General features: G+C 71.4%; 17 protein-coding genes. 4 read left to right on the plus strand and 13 right to left on the minus strand.

Features of this window, described 5'->3' with window-relative positions; all coding sequences use genetic code 11:
- Window positions 1-52: 52 nt before the first annotated feature.
- The gene (locus ELQ40_RS01300) at window positions 53-964 is read right to left on the minus strand and encodes a type IV toxin-antitoxin system AbiEi family antitoxin domain-containing protein (protein ID WP_127792050.1); all 912 of its coding nucleotides are present in this window, start codon (window positions 962-964) and stop codon (window positions 53-55) included.
- Window positions 965-1,250: 286 nt separating this feature from the next.
- Complete coding sequence (locus ELQ40_RS01305; RefSeq protein ID WP_127792051.1) at window positions 1,251-2,186, minus strand: 2-hydroxyacid dehydrogenase; 936 nt, start codon at window positions 2,184-2,186, stop codon at window positions 1,251-1,253.
- Window positions 2,187-2,227: 41 nt separating this feature from the next.
- Here ELQ40_RS01305 and ELQ40_RS01310 point away from each other — a divergent pair, with 41 nt between their 5' ends.
- Window positions 2,228-2,779 (plus strand): hypothetical protein, encoded by a 552-nt coding sequence (locus tag ELQ40_RS01310; RefSeq protein ID WP_127792052.1) that lies wholly within the window; start codon window positions 2,228-2,230, stop codon window positions 2,777-2,779.
- Window positions 2,780-2,843: 64 nt separating this feature from the next.
- On the opposite strand, the gene ELQ40_RS01315 is transcribed toward ELQ40_RS01310, so the two are convergent.
- Window positions 2,844-3,518 (minus strand): TetR/AcrR family transcriptional regulator, encoded by a 675-nt coding sequence (locus tag ELQ40_RS01315; protein WP_164863438.1) that lies wholly within the window; start codon window positions 3,516-3,518, stop codon window positions 2,844-2,846.
- A gap of 157 nt (window positions 3,519-3,675) precedes the next feature.
- Here ELQ40_RS01315 and ELQ40_RS01320 point away from each other — a divergent pair, with 157 nt between their 5' ends.
- A complete protein-coding gene (locus tag ELQ40_RS01320; protein ID WP_127792054.1) occupies window positions 3,676-4,197 on the plus strand; it encodes a pyridoxamine 5'-phosphate oxidase family protein in 522 nt (173 codons plus the stop codon).
- 34 nt (window positions 4,198-4,231) lie between these two features.
- Here ELQ40_RS01320 and ELQ40_RS01325 read toward each other — a convergent pair whose 3' ends face one another.
- From ELQ40_RS01325 to ELQ40_RS01360, 8 genes are all read right to left on the minus strand, one after another.
- Window positions 4,232-5,683 (minus strand): rhamnulokinase family protein, encoded by a 1,452-nt coding sequence (locus ELQ40_RS01325; protein ID WP_127792055.1) that lies wholly within the window; start codon window positions 5,681-5,683, stop codon window positions 4,232-4,234.
- Window positions 5,680-7,731: a bifunctional aldolase/short-chain dehydrogenase gene (locus tag ELQ40_RS01330; protein WP_127792056.1), complete on the minus strand. Its 2,052-nt coding sequence runs from the start codon at window positions 7,729-7,731 to the stop codon at window positions 5,680-5,682. Before ELQ40_RS01330 ends, ELQ40_RS01325 begins: the two co-directional genes overlap by 4 nt.
- Window positions 7,732-7,889: 158 nt before the next feature.
- Window positions 7,890-9,056 (minus strand): L-rhamnose isomerase, encoded by a 1,167-nt coding sequence (gene rhaI, locus ELQ40_RS01335; protein WP_127792057.1) that lies wholly within the window; start codon window positions 9,054-9,056, stop codon window positions 7,890-7,892.
- Window positions 9,057-9,113: 57 nt separating this feature from the next.
- Complete coding sequence (locus tag ELQ40_RS01340; protein ID WP_127792058.1) at window positions 9,114-9,488, minus strand: L-rhamnose mutarotase; 375 nt, start codon at window positions 9,486-9,488, stop codon at window positions 9,114-9,116.
- Window positions 9,489-9,801: 313 nt separating this feature from the next.
- Window positions 9,802-10,842 (minus strand): rhamnose ABC transporter substrate-binding protein, encoded by a 1,041-nt coding sequence (gene rhaS, locus ELQ40_RS01345; protein WP_127792059.1) that lies wholly within the window; start codon window positions 10,840-10,842, stop codon window positions 9,802-9,804.
- Between the two features lie 63 nt (window positions 10,843-10,905).
- Entirely contained in the window at window positions 10,906-11,964 is a 1,059-nt protein-coding gene (locus ELQ40_RS01350; RefSeq protein WP_127792060.1) for an ABC transporter permease, read from the minus strand.
- On the minus strand, window positions 11,964-12,971 hold the full coding sequence (locus tag ELQ40_RS01355) for an ABC transporter permease (RefSeq protein ID WP_205649466.1): 1,008 nt from the start codon (window positions 12,969-12,971) through the stop codon (window positions 11,964-11,966). The genes ELQ40_RS01350 and ELQ40_RS01355 overlap by 1 nt, the downstream gene beginning before the upstream one ends.
- 47 nt (window positions 12,972-13,018) lie before the next feature.
- Window positions 13,019-14,509 (minus strand): sugar ABC transporter ATP-binding protein, encoded by a 1,491-nt coding sequence (locus ELQ40_RS01360; protein ID WP_127795066.1) that lies wholly within the window; start codon window positions 14,507-14,509, stop codon window positions 13,019-13,021.
- Window positions 14,510-14,679: 170 nt separating this feature from the next.
- On the opposite strand from ELQ40_RS01360, the gene ELQ40_RS01365 reads away from it, so the two are divergent.
- Window positions 14,680-15,714: a LacI family DNA-binding transcriptional regulator gene (locus tag ELQ40_RS01365; protein ID WP_127792062.1), complete on the plus strand. Its 1,035-nt coding sequence runs from the start codon at window positions 14,680-14,682 to the stop codon at window positions 15,712-15,714.
- Between the two features lie 78 nt (window positions 15,715-15,792).
- Here the strand turns inward: ELQ40_RS01365 and ELQ40_RS01370 are convergent, their stop codons facing one another.
- On the minus strand, window positions 15,793-18,462 hold the full coding sequence (locus ELQ40_RS01370) for a family 78 glycoside hydrolase catalytic domain (protein WP_127792063.1): 2,670 nt from the start codon (window positions 18,460-18,462) through the stop codon (window positions 15,793-15,795).
- A 72-nt stretch (window positions 18,463-18,534) separates the two neighbouring features.
- A complete protein-coding gene (locus ELQ40_RS01375) occupies window positions 18,535-19,581 on the minus strand; it encodes a LacI family DNA-binding transcriptional regulator (protein WP_127792064.1) in 1,047 nt (348 codons plus the stop codon).
- Between the two features lie 240 nt (window positions 19,582-19,821).
- Between ELQ40_RS01375 and ELQ40_RS01380 the strand changes: the two genes are divergently transcribed.
- Window positions 19,822-21,141, plus strand: coding sequence for an ABC transporter substrate-binding protein (locus ELQ40_RS01380; RefSeq protein ID WP_127792065.1), 1,320 nt, complete (start codon window positions 19,822-19,824; stop codon window positions 21,139-21,141).
- The last annotated feature ends 7 nt before the right edge of the window (window positions 21,142-21,148 follow it).

Here is a 21,148-nt window from a genome sequence, read left to right on the forward strand (position 1 = left end):
GATCTCCTGAATTTCGCCCGGAGTTCGCCGCTCGGAGGTCTTTGCTCGGCGTTCACACCACGCGCGGGTGCGGCCCCGGGCGCCTGCCCGACCACCGGTGCTCGCCGCGCGCGATGAGCGCGAGGATGCCTGCCGACGTCCGCGGCCAGTCGTGCATCACCTGCCGGTAGCTGAGCCGCAGCACGAGGTATCCGCGTGTCATGAGCTCGAAGTCGCGGCGCCGATCGTTCTCGAACTGGTCGCGCTCGCGGTGGAACGACCAGCCGTCGACCTCGATGACGAGTCGATCGCCGACCAACAGGTCGACCGACCCGACCCCGTCGATCGGCGCCTGCGTGCGAACGCGGACCCTCCGGCTGCGCAGGAACAACCGCACCTTCGTCTCCAGCCCCGACTGCGCGCCGAAGTCGAACCGATCGAGGTCTGCACGGCGACCCGGCGGCATCGCCCGGCGGATCAGGTCGAGGTGCCCGGGATCGAGGACGCCCGTCTCGACCGCCGATTCGACGGCCGCCAGCGCGTCCGACATCTGCGCACACGCGAACATCTCTCCCAGTGCGACCGTCAGCGGATCGCGGCCAACAGGCCTCCGATCACCCGACCGATAGTGCACGCAGACCCCGTGCGACCCTGGATCGAGCGGCATCCTCCGGTCATGCGGAGCACGCAGGCGACTCGCGTTCGAGGCGACCCGCACATGCAGCACATCGCGCTCGGGAACCCAGAGCCCATGCAGCTGCGCGACGGTCGAGGCGGTCGCGACCCCGCCCACACGCACCGCCCGCACGACGTCGGGCGGCGCATCTCGCGCCGCGAACCACCCGTTGCGGATGCGCACCACATCGCCGCGACGAACCGCGGCGAGCACCTCGGCACGCGGGATACCCGACGCCTCGAACTCACCGAAACCCGCGGCGCCGCCCGCGCGGCGCAGGATCGCCAGCAGTCTCGCGTCGGGGGTCATGCGCCGAGTGTGGCGGGCGGAGCCCGACTCGCGGGCCTCGAGGGGCGGATCCGTGGACGGGGAACGTCGGCCTGTGGATGACTCGGGGCGGTGCGGGCTGGGGCGGGCTGGGGCGGGGCGGGCGGGCTCAGACCCCGGCGCTGCCCCGCAGAACTTCAGGAGATCCCGGAGGTGAGGGTACTGGACTGGCGTAACATGCCGGATCTCCTGAATTTTCGGAGGCCCGGCGCCGGAGAAGCCGGGCGGCCGGGCAGTGCGGCAGGCGGCACGCAGGCCCGGCGGCCCCTCAGGTGCGCAGCACGACGTTGAGGGGGTCCTCTGCGCGCAGCATCCGCTCGATCTGTCGGCGCACGAGTCGCGCCATCCGGGGCATCATCGCGCTCGTCGCGCCGCCCACGTGCGGCGAGACGAGCACGTTCGGCAGGGCGAAGAGCGGATGCCCCTCCGGCAGCGGTTCCGGGTCGGTGACGTCGAGGGCGATCCGGAGCCGGCCGCTGGAGGCCTCGGCGAGGATCGCATCGGTGTCGGCGACCTTGCCTCGGGCCACGTTGACGACGAGCGCGCCGTCGGGGAGGGCTGCGAGGAACGCGGCGTCGACGAGTCCGGTCGTGGATTCGTTCAGCGGCACGCCGACGATCACGATCTCGGCGTCGGGCAGCAGCGCGGGCAGTTCGTCGATGCCGTGGATGCGGCCGCGCTCGTCGTCGCGGGCTCGGCTGGCGACGCGGGTGATGCGCACCTCGAACGGCTCGAGTCGCGCCTCGACCGCCTTGCCGACGCCGCCGTAGCCGACGATGAGCACGCGCCGGTCGGCGAGGCTCGCATGCCGGGCGGGTGCCCACCGGCCCTCGGCCGCGGCGCGGACGTAGTCGGGCAGCCCGCGCTGCGCGGCGATCGCGAGGCCGACCGCGAGCTCGGCCGTCGAGGCCTCGTGCACGGTGGCGGCGTTCGCGAAGACGTTGCCCGGCGGCAGGTATTCCGCCACGTCGTCGTAGCCGATCGACTGCGATTGCACGAGCCGCGTGCGCACGTCGCGCAGGGCGACGAGCTTCGGCGACGCCCCCATGTACGGCGGCACGACCAGGTCGATCGCGTCGGCGGGCGGCGGCGAGTCGAGGTCCCACACGACGAGGTCGACGCCGTCGGGCAGGGCGCCCTCGGCGAGGACGGCGTCGCGCAGGGTGGCGCCGGGAACGGTGACGAGCAGGCGGCGATCGGTCATCGCTCCATCCTTCCAGCCCTCCGCCCCGGTAGCGTTTCGGCATGAGCGAGACCCCGGAGCGCACGGGCCGATTGCGGCGGAGTCGTCGCCGCAGACCTCCTCGGCTGCCGGAGGAGCGCGCCGAGGCGCTGAAGGAGCGGGTCTACGCGAGCTTCACGGGCCTCGCCATCGTGCTCGTCCAGCTGAACGGCGCCGAGCACCTCGACGCCGCGCGCGCCACGCTCACCCTCGCGACCGGCATCGTCGCGATCTCGGCTGCCGGCTTCGTGGCCGACCTCGTCGCCGAGCTCACCGTGGAGCAGGCCTTCCCCGGACGTGCCCGGGTCGCGCAGCTCGCAGGCGTCGCGGGCTCCGCGCTCGCGTCCGCCGCGGTGCCGGTGGTCCTGCTCGCGCTGGCCTGGCTCGGGGTGTTCGACCTGGAGCCCGCGCTGCGGGCGGCGTCGATCGTGTACCTCGTGACGCTCGGCGTGATCGGATGGCTCGCGGTGCGCCGCACGCGCCTGCCCTGGTGGCAGCAGGTGTTCGCCCTCGGCACGCTCGTGGCGCTCGGGCTCGGGGTCGTCGGCCTGCAGCAGCTCGCCCACGGGCACTGACCCGGCCTCACATCGGCGCCGGCGGGCGCGCCGGCGCGGCTCGGGCCGGCGCGGGTGAGCGGCCTCAGGGCAGTTGGTCGACCTGCGCGCGGAGGATGCGCTCGATGACGGCCCCGGCCGCCGGTCCTTCGACCACGGTGTCGACGCCGTGCAGCAGGCCGTCGACCGCGAGCGACGCGATGCCGTGGCTCATGGCGCACAGCTGCAGGAACGTCGTCTCGACGTCGCCGCCGACGTCGCCGGCCGCGTGCACGTCGACGACGAGGTCGCGGAGGCATCCGAGTGCGGCGAGCCGGACCCGGTCGAGCAGCGGGTCGCCGCCCGCGGGAGGCGGGGTGCGGAACATCGCGTCGTAGTGCGCCGGATGCCGCTGCGCGAAGGCCACGAACTCGATCGAGTCGGCGAGCAGTCGCTCGCGCCCCGGGAGGTGGGCGGCGCGCGCCTGCGCGCTGCCGAGTTCGACGGCGATGAGCTCGAGCCCCTCGATGGCGAGCGCGCGGATCATGCCCTCGCGATTCCCGAAGAAGTGGGTGGGCGCTGCGTGCGAGAGTCCGGCGCGTCGGGCGACCTCGCGCAGGCCGACGTGGTTGACGCCCTGCTCGCGGGCGAGGTCTTCGAGGGCGCGCAGCAGCGCGATGCGGCCGGGGGCGCGCGATCCGCCGTGCTCGCGCAGGATCGCCTCGATCTCGAGCACCGACGGGCTCGGCGTCGCCGGCTGGTCGAGCAGGCCGGAGCTCATGCGGCATCCCTTCGTCGGCGTGATCGCCTCGTCGGCGGGTGGCGGTCGACGGCGGCATCGCTGGACAATGTCAACCGAAATACTTGACGTCGTAAAGCGCCCTGTCGTATCGTCTGCTTGACAGTGTAAAGCACAACCCGTATGCAGGAGGGTGATCATGGTCGACATCACACGCGACGAGGTCTGGCAGGCCATCGCGAGCACGAACTTCATGGTCGTCGGCATGACGACCGCGAGCGGTGCATCGCGCACCGCGGGGCTGATGCATCACGTCCACGACGGCCGCATCTGGTTCACCACGAACGCCGGCATGTGGAAGGCGCGGCACATCGCCGCCAATCCCGAGGTCTCGGTCACGGTCCCGGTCGCGAAGAAGGTGCCGCTCATGCCGTGGATCAAGGTTCCCGCGGCGACCATCACGTTCACCGGCGTCGCCGAGATCGTGCCGGCCGCGGAGCTCGCGCCCGACGTCAGCCACGCGTTGCTGCACGGGCTCGACGTCACCGACGACGGCCCGCACGGCGCGCTCATCGGCGTCGCGGTGCGACCGACCGGTCACTTCGTCACCTACGGCATCGGCGTCTCGGCCGCCGGCATGCGCAACCCCGAGCACGCCGCAGGGCGCGTGGCGGCGGCATCCGCGCCCGCGAAGGCCGCACCGGTCGCCGCGGCCGCGTAGTCGCGGCGACCGATCGCGGTCTCGATACGCTTCGCTACTCGACCAACGGACGCGGCTCGAAGCGGCGCGGCACGAAGGCGGATGCCACGAGTGCGCGCATCGTCTCGAGGTCGGCGCCCTCGCCCAGGAACCCCTGCGCCCGGGCTTGCACGAGCACGTTGCCGATCGCGGTCGCCTCGACGGGCCCGGCGAGCACGGGCAGCCCCGAGCGGTCGGCGGTGCGCTGGCAGAGCAGCTCGTTGAGCGATCCGCCGCCGACGACGTGGATCACCTCGACGTCGACCCCCGACAGGATCGATGCCTGCCGCACCGCGTCGGCGAACGCCTCGGCGAGGCTCTCCATGATCGAGCGGGCGAACTCGGCACGGGTCTGCGGGGCGCGGATCCCGCGCTCGGCGCACCACTCGGCGATCCGTCCGGGCAGGTCGCCGGGCGGGCTGAACCGCGGGTCGTTCGCGTCGAACACCGGAACGTCGCCGGTGACCGCGCCGGCCTGCGCGAGCAGCGTCGGCAGGTCGATCGTGTCGCCGTCGCGCTCCCACCAGCGCACCGACTCGCTCAGCAGCCATAGCCCCATCACGTTGTGCAGGAATCGGATGCGACCGTCGACGCCGCCCTCGTTCGTGAAGTTCGCCTCGCGCGCGGCATCCGTCGTCACCGGCGCCCCGAGCTCGACACCGACGAGCCCCCACGTGCCGCACGAGATGTAGGCCGACGACTCGGGTCGCATCGGCACCGCGACGACGGCCGACGCCGTGTCGTGCGAGCCGACCGCGACGACCTCCAGCCCGTCGGGCGCACCGAGCTCGGTCGCGACGTCGGGCCGCAGGCCGCCGAGCGATTCGCCGGGCGAGACCAGGCGCGGCAGCACGGATGCCTCGAACCCGAGCCGCTCGCACAGCTCGAGGTCCCACTCGCCGGTCGTGACGCCGAGGAGGCCGGTCGTCGACGCGTTCGTGCGCTCGGCGACCCGCGAGCCGGTCAGCAGGAACCCGACGAGATCGGGCACGAGCAGTGCGGTGTCGGCCAGGCCGAGCCATCCGCCCTCGCGCTCTGCCGCGAACTGGTACACCGTGTTGAACGGCAGGAACTGCAGGCCGTTGCGCCGGTACAGCTCCTCGAACGGCACCGACTCGTGCACGCCCGCGACCGCTTGCGCGCTGCGCTCGTCGCGGTAGTGGAACGGCTCGCCGAGCAGCCGGTCGCCGCGAAGCAGCCCGTAGTCGACCGCCCACGAGTCGACGCCCACCGACCGCACGCCCGGCTCGCGCCGGAACACGTCGGCGAGGCCGCGCGACACGTCGCGGTACAGGCCCGTGAAGTCCCAGTGCAGGCCCGAGGCCAGGCGCACCGGCCCGTTCGGGAACCGGGCGACCTGGTCGAGTGCGAGCGTGCCCGTGCGGCCGTCGACGTGGCCGACGATCACCCGCCCGCTCGTCGCCCCCAGGTCGACGGCGGCGACCGTGCCGGCCCGGCCCACGCTCATCGCAGGAACGCCGCGGCGACACCCGAGTCGACGGGGATGTGCAGGCCGGTCGTGCGGCTGAGCTCGGGGCCGGTCAACACGTACACGGCGTCGGCGACGTTCTCGGGGACGACCTCGCGCTTGAGGATCGTGCGGTTCGCGTAGTACTGGCCCAGGTCCTCCTCCTTGACCCCGTAGGTCGCGGCGCGGTTCGCCCCCCAGCCGGCGGCGAAGATGCCCGAGCCGCGCACGACGCCGTCCGGGTTGATCCCGTTGACGCGCACGCCGTGCTCGCCGAGCTCGACCGCGAGCAGGCGCACCTGGTGCGCCTGGTCGGCCTTCGTCGCCGAGTAGGCGATGTTGTTCGGGCCCGCGAACACCGAGTTCTTCGACGAGATGTAGATAACGTCGCCGCCCATCTGCTGCTCGATCAACGCCTTCGCGGCCGCCTTCGAGACGAGGAACGAGCCCTTCGCCATGACGTCGTGCTGGAGGTCCCAGTCGGCCTCCGTGGTCTCGAGCAGCGGCTTCGACAGCGACAGGCCCGCGTTGTTCACGACGAGGTCGATGCCGCCGAACGCGAGCAGGGTCGCGTCGATCGCGGCCTGCACGCCCGAGGCATCCGCCACGTTCGCGGCGACGCCGATCGCGACGTCGGTGCCGCCGAGCTCGGCGGCGGCCGCCTGCGCCTTCTCGAGGTCGAGGTCGGCGACGACGACGCACGCGCCCTCCGCCGCGAGCCGGGTCGCGATCGCCTTGCCGATGCCCGACGCCGCACCGGTGACGAACGCGATGCGGCCCTGGTGGGTCTTGGGCGTCGGCATGCGCTGGAGCTTGGCCTCCTCGAGCGCCCAGTACTCGATGCGGAACTTCTCGGCGTCGGAGATGGGCGTGTACGTCGACAGCGCCTCGGCGCCGCGCATCACGTTGATCGCGTTGACGTAGAACTCGCCCGCGACGCGGGCCGTCTGCTTGTTCGCGCCGTAGCTGAACATGCCGACGCCGGGCACGAGCACGATGAGCGGGTCGGCGCCGCGGATCGCGGGGCTCGAGGCATCCGCGTGCGCGTCGTAGTACGCCTGGTAGTCGGCGCGGTACGCCTCGTGCAGCTCGTGCAGTCGGGCGACGGATTCCTCGATCGAGGCGCCTGCCGGGAGGTCGAGCAGCATCGGCTTGACCTTGGTGCGGAGGAAGTGGTCGGGGCAGCTCGTGCCGAGTGCGGCGAGCTCGGGCGCACGCTCGGACGCGAGGAAGTCGAGCACGACGTCGGCGTCGGTGAAGTGGCCGACCATCGGCTTGTCGTGGCTCGCGACGCCGCGGATCGTCGCCGCCAGCGCGGCGGCCTTGGCGCGCCGCTCGGCCGGATCGAGCGGCTCGTAGCCCTCGACGACGGAGCCGAACGGCTCGGATGCCCCGTGCTCGGCGATGTACGCGGCGGCCGTGTCGATGATCCAGAGCGAGTTGCGCTCGGCCTCCTCGGAGGTATCGCCCCATGCGGTGATGCCGTGCCCGCCCAGGATGCATCCGATCGCCTGCGGGTTCGCCCGCTTGATCTCGGCGATGTCGAGCCCGAGCTGGAAGCCGGGGCGGCGCCACGGCACCCAGACGACACGCTGTCCGCCTGCTCCGTCGCCGAAGATCTTGCCGGTCAGTTCTTCACCGTCGGCGGCGGTCGCGATCGCGATCCCCGAGTCGGGGTGCAGGTGGTCGACGTGCGCCGCGTCGACGAGGCCGTGCATGGCCGTGTCGATCGACGGAGCCGCGCCGCCCTTGCCGTGCAGGCAGTAGTCGAAGGCGGCGACCATCTCGTCTTCGCGGTCGACGCCCGGGTACACGTTCACGAGCGAACGCATGCGGTCGAGGCGCAGGACCGCGAGGCCCTGCTCGGTGAGGGTGCCGAGGTCGCCGCCCGACCCCTTGACCCAGAGCAGTTCGACGGGCTCGCCGGTGACCGGGTCGGTCTCGGTGCCCTTGGCCGACGTATTGCCGCCGGCGTAGTTGGTGTTCTTGGGGTCGGCGCCGAGGCGGTTCGACCGTGCGATGAGCTCGGCTGCTGCCTGGTTGGTCATGGTCCTTCGTTTCCTTCGAGTCTGTGGCTGTCGAGCCCGTGGCTGTCGTGACTGGATGCGTTTCGTGGTCTGCCGGATACGTCAGTCAACGCTGGCGCGTCGCCTGACTCCTGCTCCGCCTTTCGTGAGGAAGCGTGTCGCTTCGCGCCACGCTGACCTCACGCGCCCCAGCCGGCCTGCGTGCCGCCGACGCGCTCCTCGGCGATCTTCGCGAGGTATCCCGAGTCGGCGAACGCGCGCATCGGGTCGGCCGGCAGGCCGCGCGACTCGCGCCACTCGGCCAGCGCCGGGCGCACGTCCGAGTAGAACGCGTCCATGAAGACGCGGTTCGCCTCGAGCACGTCGCCCGAGACCTGCGCGGCGCGCAGCGCCGCGTCGTCCACGAGGAGCGCGCGAGCCGTCATCTCCTGCACGTTCAGCACCGAGCGGATCTGGCCGGGGATCTTGTCCTCGACGTTGTGGCACTGGTCGAGCATGAACGCGACATCCGGGTTGTTCAGGCCGCCGCCGCGGAGCACCTCGAAGATGATCCGGAACAGCTGGAACGGGTCGGCCGCGCCGACGATCAGGTCGTCGTCGGCGTAGAAGCGCGAGTTGAAGTCGAAGGAGCCGAGCTTGCCGAGGCGCAGGAGCTGCATGACGATGAACTCGATGTTCGTGCCCGGCGCGTGGTGGCCGGTGTCGAGGCAGACCATCGCCTTGTCGCCGAGCGCGGCGACCTGGGCGTACGAGGTGCCCCAGTCCGGGACATCCGTGTGGTAGAACGCCGGCTCGAAGAACTTGTACTCGAGCACGAGGCGCTGCTCGTCGCCGAGACGGGCGTAGATCTCCTGGAGCGACTCGTGCAGGCGGTCCTGGCGACCGCGCAGGTCGGCCTGGCCCGGATAGTTCGAGCCCTCGGCGAGCCAGATCTTGAGGTCGCGGCTGCCGGTCGCGTGCATGATGTCGATGCACTCGAAGTGGTGGTCGATGGCCTTCCGGCGCACGGCCGGGTCCTCATGGGTGAGGGCGCCGAACTTGTAGTCCTCGTCCTGGAACGTGTTCGAGTTGATCGTGCCGAGCCGCACGCCGAGGTCTTCGGCATGCCTGCGCAGGTCGTCGTAGGAGTCGACCTTGTCCCACGGGATGTGCAGCGCGACGGTCGGGGCGAGCGCGGTGTACTGCTGCACCTGGGCTGCGTCGGCGATCTTCTCGTACGGGTCGCGTGGCGTGCCCGGCGTCGTGAACACCCGGAACCGGGTGCCGGAGTTGCCGAACGCCCAGCTGGGCAGCTCGATGGCCTGCGCAGCGAGCTGGGCCTGGATCTCGTCGGTGAGGATGGACACGATTCCTGCTTTCTGGATGGGCTGGATGTCTGAGTGCGGAGGTTCAGCGCGGATGTCTCAACGGCCGGCTTCGGCGTCGAGCGCGGCGAGTTGGGATTCGAGGTTGAACACCTCGACGACGCGCGGGGCGCCCTGGTCGGGTCGCGCTCCGTCGAGTGCGATGAAGAAGGGGGCCATGTCGGCCTCCCAGGCGGCGGTGCGCGGGTCGGCTTCGAGCGCGCGTTGGGATGCCGCGTCGTCGTCGGTCTCGTAGTAGCCGACGAGCAGGCCGTCCTCGCGGAGGAAGAGGGAGTAGTTGCGCCGGCCGGATGCCTCGATCGCGCGGAGCATGTCCGGCCAGACGGCCGCGTGCCGCTCGCGGTACTCGTCGAGGCGCGACGGGTCGACCTGGAGCTGGAAGCAGACGCGTTCCGGCGTGGTGGGGCTCGTCATCGAGCACCTCCCGTTCCGTCAATGAATCGTTTCAATACTACGGATGCCCCGCGGGTCGCGCAACCCGGGCATCCGGGGCATCCGGTCGCCGTCAGTATCGCGCCCCTCGACGCGCCCGCCCGAACTCCGGACAACCCGCCCGACATGCCGCGCGCCGCACGCCGGCGTCGGCGTGCCGGCCCGTCCGTCCGGAGTTCGGCCGGGGGAAGGGAGGGGGCAGGAGCAAGAGGGGAGAAGTGGGGCAGGCCACGGGGAAGGCAGGAGGCCCGGCCCGTGCGTGCGCACCGGCCGGGCCTCCCGTCGCGACATCCGATCAGAAGTCGAAGTCGCCGATGTTGTCCGCGTCGAACACGTACGGGTCGCCGAGGAGGACCGTGGCATCCGCCCCGACCTCGTACTCGCCGAGCTTGCCGGCGTCGAACGTGTCGCCCTCTTCACCGGTGATCTCGCCCTCGATGAGCGCCTTCGCGGCGTACGAGGCGAGGTAGCCCAGGTCGGCCGGGTTCCACAGCGCGAACGCGGTGACGGTGCCGTCCTCGACGTACTCGCGCATCTGGTTCGGGGTGCCGAGGCCGGTCAGCGCGACCGTGCCCTTGTACTCCGACGTCGAGAGGTAGCGCGCGGCAGCCGCGATGCCGACCGTCGTGGGCGAGATGATGCCCTTCAGGTTCGGGTGGGTCTGCAGCAGGGCCGCGGTCTTGTCGAACGACGTCTGGTCGTCGTCGTCGCCGTAGACCGTCTCGACGAGCGTGATGTCGGGGTGGCTCGCGGCGAGCTCCTCCTCCATCAGCTCGATCCAGGCGTTCTGGTTCGTCGCGTTCGCCGACGCCGAGAGGATCGCGATCTCGCCGGCGCCGCCGATCTGCTCGGCGATGAGGTCGACCTGGATCTTCGCGATGCCCTCGGACGTGGCCTGGTTGATGAACAGGTCGCGGCAGTCGGGGTTCGTGTCGGAGTCGAAGGTCACGACCTTGACGCCGGCGTCGCGCGCCTCGTTGAGGGCGTCGCAGATCGCCTCCGGGTCGTTCGCCGACACCGCGATGGCGCCGACGCCCTGCTGCGTGAGCGTGTTGATGTAGCTCACCTGCGCGTCGGGGGTCGCCTCGGCCGGACCGACCTCGGCGAACGTGCCGCTGAACTCGTCGATGGCCTCCTGCGCGCCGGCCGACGAGGTGTCGAAGTACGGGTTGCCCAGGTTCTTCGGCAGGAACGTGATCGCGAGGTTGCCCGAGTCGCCCGAACCGCCGCCGTCGCCGCCGTCGGTGCCCGAGTCGACCGCGCAACCGCTCGCGACGAGCGCGACGCCCACGGCGAGGGCGGTCAGCGCACCTGCGCGCCGCTTGTGTTGAAACATCGTTGTTCTTCCCTTCATCGGTTCAGTCGATGGGTGATCGCATCGACGGGTCGCGCGGCCCGGTCACCCTGCTGTGGAGGCCTCGACGCGCGGTGTTCCCCCTGGTGCTCGGCGCCGCATGCGCAGCCACGCCAGGAAGCTGTTGGCCACCACCGACAGCACGAGCAGTGCGCCGGTGATGATGTTGATGACGTCGCTCGTGACGTTGGCGAGGCGCAGGGCGCTGGCCAGCACGCCGATGAGCAGCACGCCGGCGATGACACCCGGGATCGCACCGCGACCGCCGAAGACGGACACCCCGCCCAGCACGACGGCCGCGATGACCTGGAGCTCGAGCCCCGTCGCGTTGTCGCCGCGGGCGCTGCCGAAGCGCAGGGTGTAGAAGATGCCGGCGAGCGCCGAGATCACCCCGCTCAGCACGAAGAGGATCAGCTTCGTGCGCTCGACGTGCACTCCCGAGAAGTGCGCGGCCGCCTTCGAGAGCCCGATCGCGTAGATGCCGCGCCCGAAGGGCGTGAAGTGCAGCAGCACGACGAACACCACCAGCAGCGCGAGGAAGAGGAACAGCACGACGGGGATGTTCGAGCCGCCGACGCGGGCCTTCGCGAGGTCGGTCCAGAACTCGGGGAAGTCGGTGATCGCGGTCGTGCCGAGGAGGCCGACGGCGAGGCCGCGGAACAGCGCGAGCGTACCGATCGTGACCGCGAGCGACGGCAGCCCGACGACGGTGACGAGGAACCCGTTGATCGCGCCGCACGCCGCGCCGACGACGAGTGCGATGACCGCGGCCGCCTCGAACGGCACGCCCGCCTGGGTCAGCACGCCCGTCGTGACGCTCGAGAGCCCGACGATGCTGGCGACCGAGAGGTCGATCTCGCCCGTGATCATGATGAGCGTCATCGGCAGCGCGATGAGCAGGATCGGCATGACGTCGAGCAGCAGGTACGTCAGCGTGATCGGCTGGCTGAACCCGCGCACGGTGAGCGTCGCGACGACGGCCACGATCACGAGCAGCCCGACGATGGCCGACTCGCGCGTGAGCACGATGCGCTGCCACAGCGGCCGGTCGTAGTCGCGGTAGGTGCGCACGGCCGCGCTGGCGGAGGTGGTGGCGGTGGTCATCAGTCGTCCTCCCTCGCCTCGATGAGCCTGCGTCTCTGGCGCACGGCGAGCACGCGGTCGAGCACGATCGCGCCGATGATGAGCGCGCCGACGACGGCCCGCTGCCAGAAGTCGGGGATGCCGAGGATCGGCAGCGCCCGGTTGATGGTGAGCAGCAGCACGGCGCCGATCGCGGCGCCCCAGACCGAGCCGACGCCGCCCGTGATCGCGACGCCGCCGATGACGGCGGCGCCGACCGCGTCGAGCTCCCATCCCGCGCCGGCCTGCGAGTTGATCGTGCCGTAGCGGGCGGCGTAGAGCACACCGGCCAGGCCCGCGAGCGCGCCCGAGAGCGTGAACGCGATGAGCAGGCGCCGCGTGACGCGCAGGCCGTAGAGTTCGGCCGCGGCGGGGTCGGACCCGATCGCGTAGAACTCGCGACCGCCGCGGGTGTTCTTCATGACCCAGCCGGCGACGACGAGCACCACGAGGGCGATGATCGTGAGGATCGGGATCCACAGGATCTGCCCGGTGCCGAGCGCGAGGAAGTCCTTCGGCAGGTCGGACGCGTTGATGCGGTCGCTGCCGGTCCACAGCACGTTGATGCCGCGATAGGCGTAGAGCGTGCCCAGCGTGATGACCATGGCGGGCACCTTCGCGTAGGCGACGAGCGCGCCGTTGACGAGTCCGAGCAGACCGCCGAACACGACGGCGATCAGGAACACGAGCACGATCGGGATGCCCTGGAGGTCGACGAACAGCCGGCCGGTCAGGTACGCCGAGAGCCCGAGGATCGAGCCGACGGACAGGTCGACGTTGCGGGTGATGATGACGATCGCCTGGCCGATCGCGACGAGCACCAGGATCGACGGGGTCAGCAGCAGGTCGCGCCAGCCGTCGGAGCTGAACAGGAAGTTCGGGTTCGCGACGGTCGCGGCGACGACCACGATGACGAGCGCGAGCAGGATGCCGAACTCGCGGGCGGCGCCGACGGCCTGGAGCCGCTTGGTGACCGCGGTCTTCTCGATCGTCGGGGCGTCGGCCCGGGCGTCGTTCGGGGCGTTGGTCGGGGCGGTCACGCGTGGGCTCCCTCGGCGTGGGTCGCGGCGAACATGACGTTCTCGCTGGTGGCGTCGGCTCGGTCGATCTCGGCGGTGATGCGGCCCTCGCGCATGACGAGCACGCGGTCGGCCATGCCGAGCACCTCGGGCAGCTCCGACGAGATCATGAGGATGCCCATGCCCTTGCCCGCGAGCTCCGAGAGCAGTCGGTGCACCTCGGCCTTGGTGCCGACGTCGATGCCGCGGGTCGGCTCGTCGATGATGAGCACGGTCGGGTCGGTGGCGAGCCACTTGCCGAGCACGACCTTCTGCTGGTTGCCGCCGGACAGCGTGCCGGCGACGGTCGAGAGCGCGTTGGCCTTGACCTCGAGCCGGCTGGCCCACACCTTCGCGGCGCGGTTCTCCCGGCCCGAGGTGATGAGCCCGGCGCTCGCGAGCTGGTCGCGGATGACGAGGCCGATGTTCCGGGCGACGGATGACTCGAGCACGAGGCCCTGCTTGCGTCGGTCCTCCGGCACGAGCGCGAGGCCCGCGCGGATCGCGGCGTCGGGCCGGCGCTTGGCGAGCGGTCGACCGCCGACGCGCACGCTGCCCGACTCGTAGGGGTCGACGCCGAACACCGCGCGGGCGACCTCGCTCCGGCCGGCGCCGACGAGACCGGCGAGGCCGACGATCTCGCCGGCGCGCACCGTGAACGAGATGTCGTGGAAGACGCCGGTGCGGGTGAGGCCCTCGACCTCGAGGAGCGGGTCGCCGATCTCGGCCTCGGTCTTGGGGAAGAGTTCGGTGACGTCGCGGCCGACCATCTGGCGGACGAGGTCGTCGACTGTGGTCTCGGCGATGGGCGTGGTGGCGACGTACGCGCCGTCGCGCATGACGGTGACGGTGTCGCAGAGCGCGAAGATCTCGTCGAAGCGGTGCGAGATGAACAGGAGCGCGCGTCCCTCGTCGCGCAGGCTCCGCGCGACGGCGAACAGCCGGTCGACCTCGACGCCCGACAGAGCGGCGGTCGGCTCGTCCATGATGAGCACGCGCGCGTCGAGCGAGACGGCCTTGGCGATCTCGATGACCTGCTGGTCGGCGATCGAGAGGCCCTCGGCGGGGCGCTCGGGGTCGATCTTCACCCCGAGGCGCTGGAAGAGGGCCTCGGCCTCGTGGCGCATCGCCTTGCGGTCGATGCGGCCGAAGCGCCCGGTCGGCTGACGGCCCATGAAGATGTTCTCGGTGACCGTGAGGTCGGGGAACAGGGTCGGCTCCTGGTAGATGACCGCGATGCCCGCGGCCTTCGACTGCGCCGTCGAGGTGAAGTCGACGTCCTCGCCGCGCAGCCGCAGGTCGCCCGCGTCGCGGCGGTAGAGTCCGGCGACGATCTTGACGAGCGTGGACTTGCCGGCGCCGTTCTCGCCGACGAGGGCGTGGATCGACCCGGACTCGAGCCGCAGGCTGCCGGACCGGAGGGCGACCACCGGGCCGAAGGACTTGACGACCTTGGAGAGTTCGAGCATGGGCGGCGCCTGCGTCTGCGGCGAGTCCGGCTGCACGGTGGCCTCCTCATCGAGGGTGTGGATTGCGGTGAACCGATCTGAATCGATTCATGTACGATGCAGTGACACTGTATGGATCGTTTCAACGTGCGTCAAGTCGCATCGGATCCGGAACCGGCAAGGGAGCTCGCATGGCAGGGGTGCGCATCCGCGACGTCGCCGAGCGTGCGGGCGTCTCGGTCGGCACGGTGTCCAACGTGCTCAACCGCCCCGCGGACGTCTCGGCCGACTCCGTCGAACGCGTGCAGCGCGCGATCGAGGAGCTCGGCTACGTGCGCAACGAGGCCGCCCGCAAGCTCCGCGCCGGCGTCTCTTCGAGCGTCGGGTTCGTCGTGCTCGACGGGCAGAACCCCTTCTTCACCGACGTCGTGCGCGGCGCCGAGGACGAGGCATCCCGCCACAGCCTCGCGATCCTCTACGGCAACACCGACGAAGACGTCTCGCGCGAGCGCATGTACCTCGACCTGTTCGAGGAGCAGCAGGTGCGCGGCGTGCTCATCTCGCCGTACGGCGACATCCACACCAGGCTCGATCGGCTGCGAGCCCGGGGCATCCCCGCGGTGCTCGTCGACCGGTTCAGCGGCGACGGCAGGTTCAGCTCGGTCTCGGTCGACAGCGTCGCCGGCGGCCGCATGGCCGTCGAGCACCTCATCGCGACCGGCCGCCGGCGGATCGCGTTCGTCGGCGGGCCGTTCGAGATGCAGCAGGTGCGCGATCGACTCGCGGGCGCGCGCGTCGCCGCCGAGAACGCGTCGGTCGCGGTCGACGTCGAGATCGTCGCGACGGAGGCCACGACCGTCGGGGCCGGCGTCGCCGCCGGCGCCCGCATCCTCGCGCGTCAGGCGCGCGACCGACCCGACGCGCTCTTCGCCGCGAACGACCTGCTCGCCCTCGGCCTGCTCCAGGCGCTCGTCGTCGACGGCCGCATGCTCGTGCCCGACGAGATCGCGATCATCGGCTTCGACGACATCCCGTTCGCCGCGGCGGCCGCGGTGCCGATCTCGTCGATGCGCCAGCCCAGTCGCATGATCGGCCGCACCGCGCTGCGGATCCTGCTCGAGGAGACCGCCGACCCGGAGCTCATCCCTCGGCAGACCGTCTTCCTGCCCGAACTCGTCGTCCGGCGTTCGACCGACGCGCCGACGCGGGCCGGGCGGGGGCGGTAGCTCCCACCCGCCCGCCCGGGCAGGCGGCTCACGCGCGGCGGCGACCGGCCGGCCGGCTCGAGCGCGGCGGCCGCGGCGTCAGGCCCCGACTCGCAGCGCCTCGGGGTCCGCGACGCGGACGGCGGTCGCGGTCACGCGATGCGTGCCGGGACCGATCGGACCGCCGTCGTGTCCCTGCCCGTCGACCTCGACCACGGCACCCTCCTCGAGCGCGAGGTCGAGCACCGCGTCCGCGCCGAACGGGACGACCAGGTCGAGGGCGAGCCGCCCGCCGTCGTCGACGCGCCAGTCGACGGATGCCTCGCCGAGCCGGGTCTGCACCGACGCGCGAGCCCAGGGGACCGCGGTCGACGGCCGCGGAGCGACGACGATGCGGCGGTAGCCGGGCCGCTCGCGCGTGGTGCCGATCCCGCCGACGTACCGGTACACCCAGTCGATGACCGCGCCGTAGGCGTAGTGGTTGAACGAGAGCATGCCCGAGCTGTCACCGGTCGCCATCTCGCCGCCGTGGATGCTGCCGTCGGGGGCGATCGCGTCCCAGCGCTCCCACACCGTGGTCGCGCCCATCTCCACCTGGTAGAGCCATGACGGCGCCTCGGTGCGCAGGAGCATCAGGTACGCCTCGTCGACGTACCCGGCCCGGGTGAGCGCGAAGAGCACCAGCGGCGTCCCGAGGAACCCGGTGGCGATGCGTCCTCGTTCGGCGCGCACGTTCGCGGCGAGGCCCGCAGCGATCCGGTCGCGCTCCGAGCCGGGGGCGATCGTGAACTCGAGCGCGATCGCCGCGCCGGTCTGCGTCGTGACGGCCTCATCGCCCCACCGCTCCCAGGTCGCGCGGGCGACCCGGTCGGCCGTGCGGCGGGCGTGCGCGGCGCGGTCGGCGTCGCCGACGAGCTCCTCGGCGTCGGCGAGCAGGCGCGCGCTGTGGGCGAAGAAGGCGTTCGCGACGAAGTCCCGCGAGACCTTCGCCGACCACGGCTCGTCGCCAGGGGCGTCCGGGTCGAGCCAGTCGCCGAACTGGAACTCGGTGGGCAGCAGGCCGTCGCCGGCGCGACGTTCGAGGCTGGCCACCCACCGGCGCATGCTGTCGAGTTGCCGCTCGAGCACCTCGTCGCTGCCGTACGACTCGTGGACCGCCCACGGCACGATGGTCGCGGCATCCGCCCATCCGGCGCGACCGGTCGGCGGGAAGCCCCCGTCTGCGGGCCCGTCCTCGCGGCTGAGGATGTCGGGCACGACGTTGGCGACACCGCCGTCGGCGTCCTGGTCGAGTTCGAGGTCGCGCAGCCATGACATCCAGAAGGCCTCGACGTCGAAGAGGGTCGATGCGGTCGGCGCGAACGCCTGCGCGTCGCCGGTCCAGCCGAGTCGTTCGTCGCGCTGCGGGCAGTCGCTGGGAATGGAGACGAAGTTGTCGAGCTGCGACCAGGCGACGTTCGAGTGCAGCCGCTCGAGGAGCGGCTCGGCGGCGGCGAACGACGATCGCGGCCGGTCGGCGCTGGAGATCGCGACCGCCGTCGCCGAGACGACGTCGGCGCCCGTGACGTCGGCGTGCTGGAACCCGTGGAAGGTGAAGGTCGGCTCGAGCACCGTCTCGCCGTCGTGCGCGAGCACGTAGGTGTCGGTCGCCTTCGCGGTGCGCAGCGCGAACGTGTGGAGCGAGCCGTCGGGCTCGAGCACCTCCGCATGGCGCACGGTCACGACCTCGCCGGCGCGGCCGCGCACCACGAGCCTGAGCCAGCCGGCGATGTTCTGGCCGACGTCGAGGACGACGCGATCGCCACGCGGGGTCGGCTCGACCGCCCATTCGGCGATGGTGCGGACGCCGCCGGCGATCCGCGGCTCGACGACCGCCGTGTCGACGTCGATCGTGCGGGCCGGGTGCCAGCCGGCGTCGTCGAATCCGGGTTCGTCCCACCCCTCGGGCTCGGCGCGGAGATCGATCTCCACGCCGTCGTAGAGGCTCGCCATGCGGATGCCGCCGACCGACGTCGTCCAATCGGCGGAGCTGCCGGCCCGCACGACCGACCCGTCGGCGCATTCGACGTCGAGCTGCACCAGCGCGGCGAGTTCGGAGCCGTAGTGCTCGACGCCGTCCGTCCAGCCGAGGCGCCCCCGGTACCAGCCGTCGCCGAGCAGCGCGCCGATCGCGTTCTCGCCCTCGTGCAGGAGCGCGGTCACGTCCCACGTGCCGAGCAGCACGCGGTCGCGGTAGGCGGTCCAGCCCGGTGCGAGGTGCTCGTCGACGGCCTTGCGTCCGTTGATCCTCACCTCGCCGACGCCCCAGAACGTCGCCCGTAGTCTGGCGCGGACGGGCGCGGCAGGCAGGTGGAGGGCGCTGCGCAGCAGCATGACCGGTCCCTCGACCGACTCGGACCCGCCGATCGGCCGCGCCGTCAACGAGGCCGGATCGACGGATGCCTCGAGCTCGAGCTCCTCGCTCCAGTCGGACCATCCGTCGGCGGTGGCGATGCGCACCGCGTATCGGCGCGTCGCGCCCGCCGTGAGATCCGGGGCGGGGGCGACGATGCCGATCGACTCCGCGGAGGCGACCGGGTCTCCCGTACCGACGGCGTCGCCGGACCACCGGAGCTGATAGCCCACCTGCGGTGAACCGGCGTCGGCCCGCCAAGTGAGTCGGACCCCGGCGCGCGGGACCCCGATCAACCCCTCGGGGTACTGCGAGCGCAGGTCGATGACTCGGGCGTCGCGGTCGGCGGTCGTGGGTTCCGGGAGGGTGACGGACATCGTCGTCCTTCCTGTCGAGACCCGGGAGGGTCTGGCGGTTGTGCGGTTCGGCGGGGCATGGGCCCCGGGTGGTCAGCCGGATCGGCCCGGAGCGGCATCCGGTGCGGATCCGGTCACGGCCCGGGTGGACGCGCGCGGACGGAGCACCGGCTCGACGATGTGGTGCACGGCCTCGGTGCGGCCGACGATGCGCTCGAGCAGGAGGTGGATCGCCCGCTCGCCCATCGCGACGCCGGCCTGGTCGACGCTGGTCAGCGAGATGGCCGGATGGCTCGCGATCTCGACGTCGTCGTATCCGGCGACCGACACGGCACCGGCCGCGAGTGCGTGCTCGGCGACGGCGCGCTGGGCTCCGAGCGCGAGTTCGTCGTTGCCGGCGAAGATCGCGGTGGGGATGTCGTCGTCCAGCAGTGCGAGGGTGTCGAGCCGCGCGGTCTCCTCGGTCGCGCCGGTGCGCACCACGCGGATGCGGTCGGCGATCCCGGCCTCGTGCATCGCGCGCTCGTACCCCTCGAGGCGGATGGCGTGCGGGGTCCCCGACCCGGGCGCGGTGACCTCCTCGCTGCGGGTGAGGTGGACGATGCGCCGATGGCCGAGGCCGAGGAGGTGGTCCATGACGAGGCGCGTGCCCTCGGCGTCGTCGCCCGTGACCGTGTCGTAGTGCTCGGAGCGGTCGTGCCGGCCCAGCATGACGACCGGCACCCGGGTCGCGAGGCGCTCGAGCCAGGCGGGCTCGACGAGCGGCGAGATCGCCACGATCCCGTCGACCTGGCGGTCGGCGAGGGCGCCGAGTGCGCGCACACCCTCCTCGCCCCGCCCGATCTCGGCGGGCGCGATGATGAGCTGGTACTGCGAGTCCTGCAGCGCGGCGGTTGCGCCGGCGACGACCTTCGTGAAGAACGGGTTGCCGATGTGCGGCAGCTCGATGCCCAGGGTGAAGCTCGCGCCGCGCATCGCGCGTGCGGCCACGCGCGGGCGGTAGTCGAGGGCATCGATCGCGGCGTTCACCCGCTCCCGCATCGCGGGGCTGACGCCGTACGCGTCGCGGATGACCTTCGAGACGGCCGCCCGTGAGACGCCGGCCATGCGGGCGACGTCCTCGATGGTGGCAGCACGCATCCGCTCCACGTCGACTCCCTTCGTCGGGTGCACCCGGGCGATCGCCAGCCCGTGCTCGGTGTCACGATACTCGCAGGTCGCTGTTCGATAGATCGATCTACGGTTGCATCGTAGATCGTTTCACACAATTTGTGTAGATCGGTTGACAAAACGACTGGACCGCTCGTAGCGTGAGGATCGCCAAGCACCGAGCGTCATTCGGCGCGATCACACGCAGGCTTTACAAGGAGGTAAAGAACCATGGTCACCCGTACCCAGCGACGGTCGATCCTCGCCGTCGGCGCAGGAGGCCTCGCGCTCTCCCTGGCCCTCGCCGGCTGCACCGCCGGCGGATCGGAGTCCGAGGACGGCTCGGTCTCCCTCAGCTACCTCGTCGACAACGGCGAGGCGACGGTCGCCACCGCCCAGGCGCTCGCCGACGCCTTCATGTCCGAGAACCCCGACATCACCGTCGAGGTCGAGACCCGTCCTCAGGGCGCCGACGGCGACAACCTGATCAAGACCCGCCTCGCGACCGGCGAGATGAACGACCTCTTCTCGTACAACTCGGGGTCGCTCATGCAGGCGCTCAACCCCGACGAGACGCTCGTCGACCTCTCCGACGAGGAGTGGGTCGCGTCGTTGAACGACAACTTCGTGCGAGCCGTCTCCACCGACTCCGGTCTGTACGGTGTCCCGATGGGGCAGTCGATGGCCGGCGCCGTCATCTACAACAAGGATGTCTACGCCGAGCTCGGCCTCGAGATCCCGACCACCTGGGACGACTTCATCGCCAACAGCGAGGCGATCAAGGCGGCAGGCGCGGCCGCTCCGATCGTGCAGACCTACGACGACACGTGGACGTCGCAGCTGTTCGTCCTCGGCGACTTCAACAACGTCACGGCCGCGAGCCCCGACTGGGCCGAGCAGTACACGAACAACGAGGTCAGTTACTCGGAGGAGCCCGCGTTCGCCGGCTTCGAGCACCTCCAGGAGGTCTTCGACAAGTCGCTCATGAACGAGGACTTCGCCTCGGCCACCTACGCCGACGGCGTGACGATGGTCGCGACCGGCGAGGGCGCGCAGTACCCGATCCTGACGTTCGCCGCCCAGCAGCTCATGACGACGAACCCCGAGGCGGCCGACGTGGTCGGCACCTTCCCGCTCCCGGGACCGGATGCCGCGACCAACGGACTCACCGTCTGGATGCCGAACGGCGTCTACATCCCGAACTCGGTCGAGGGCGACAAGCTCGAGGCCGCGAAGCAGTTCGCGGCGTTCCTCGCCACACCCGAGAGCTGCGAGATCCAGGCGGAGAGCAACGCGCCGCAGGGACCGTTCGTGATCGAGGGCTGCGACCTCCCCGACGACGTGCCCGCCATGATCTCGGACATGCAGCCGTACTTCGACGAGGGCAAGACGAACCTCGCGCTCGAATTCCTCTCGCCCATCAAGGGACCGGCCCTCGAGCAGATCACCGTCGCCGTCGGCTCGGGCATCACGACCGCCGCTGAAGGCGCAGCCCAGTACGACGAGGATGTGGTGAAGCAGGCCCAGCAACTCGGGCTCGAGGGCTGGTAATCCGCCC

It is taken from the genome of Agromyces sp. LHK192 (genome assembly GCF_004006235.1).
Taxonomy (GTDB): domain Bacteria; phylum Actinomycetota; class Actinomycetes; order Actinomycetales; family Microbacteriaceae; genus Agromyces.

Coding starts and splice junctions, on each gene's coding strand:
- ELQ40_RS01300 (WP_127792050.1), bottom strand. CDS start 964: ATGACCCCCGACGCGAGACTGCTGGCGATCCTGCGCCGCGCGGGCGGC.
- ELQ40_RS01305 (WP_127792051.1), bottom strand. CDS start 2,186: ATGACCGATCGCCGCCTGCTCGTCACCGTTCCCGGCGCCACCCTGCGC.
- ELQ40_RS01310 (WP_127792052.1), top strand. CDS start 2,228: ATGAGCGAGACCCCGGAGCGCACGGGCCGATTGCGGCGGAGTCGTCGC.
- ELQ40_RS01315 (WP_164863438.1), bottom strand. CDS start 3,518: ATGAGCTCCGGCCTGCTCGACCAGCCGGCGACGCCGAGCCCGTCGGTG.
- ELQ40_RS01320 (WP_127792054.1), top strand. CDS start 3,676: ATGGTCGACATCACACGCGACGAGGTCTGGCAGGCCATCGCGAGCACG.
- ELQ40_RS01325 (WP_127792055.1), bottom strand. CDS start 5,683: ATGAGCGTGGGCCGGGCCGGCACGGTCGCCGCCGTCGACCTGGGGGCG.
- ELQ40_RS01330 (WP_127792056.1), bottom strand. CDS start 7,731: ATGACCAACCAGGCAGCAGCCGAGCTCATCGCACGGTCGAACCGCCTC.
- ELQ40_RS01340 (WP_127792058.1), bottom strand. CDS start 9,488: ATGACGAGCCCCACCACGCCGGAACGCGTCTGCTTCCAGCTCCAGGTC.
- rhaS (WP_127792059.1), bottom strand. CDS start 10,842: ATGTTTCAACACAAGCGGCGCGCAGGTGCGCTGACCGCCCTCGCCGTG.
- ELQ40_RS01350 (WP_127792060.1), bottom strand. CDS start 11,964: ATGACCACCGCCACCACCTCCGCCAGCGCGGCCGTGCGCACCTACCGC.
- ELQ40_RS01360 (WP_127795066.1), bottom strand. CDS start 14,509: ATGCTCGAACTCTCCAAGGTCGTCAAGTCCTTCGGCCCGGTGGTCGCC.
- ELQ40_RS01365 (WP_127792062.1), top strand. CDS start 14,680: ATGGCAGGGGTGCGCATCCGCGACGTCGCCGAGCGTGCGGGCGTCTCG.
- ELQ40_RS01370 (WP_127792063.1), bottom strand. CDS start 18,462: ATGTCCGTCACCCTCCCGGAACCCACGACCGCCGACCGCGACGCCCGA.
- ELQ40_RS01375 (WP_127792064.1), bottom strand. CDS start 19,581: ATGCGTGCTGCCACCATCGAGGACGTCGCCCGCATGGCCGGCGTCTCA.
- ELQ40_RS01380 (WP_127792065.1), top strand. CDS start 19,822: ATGGTCACCCGTACCCAGCGACGGTCGATCCTCGCCGTCGGCGCAGGA.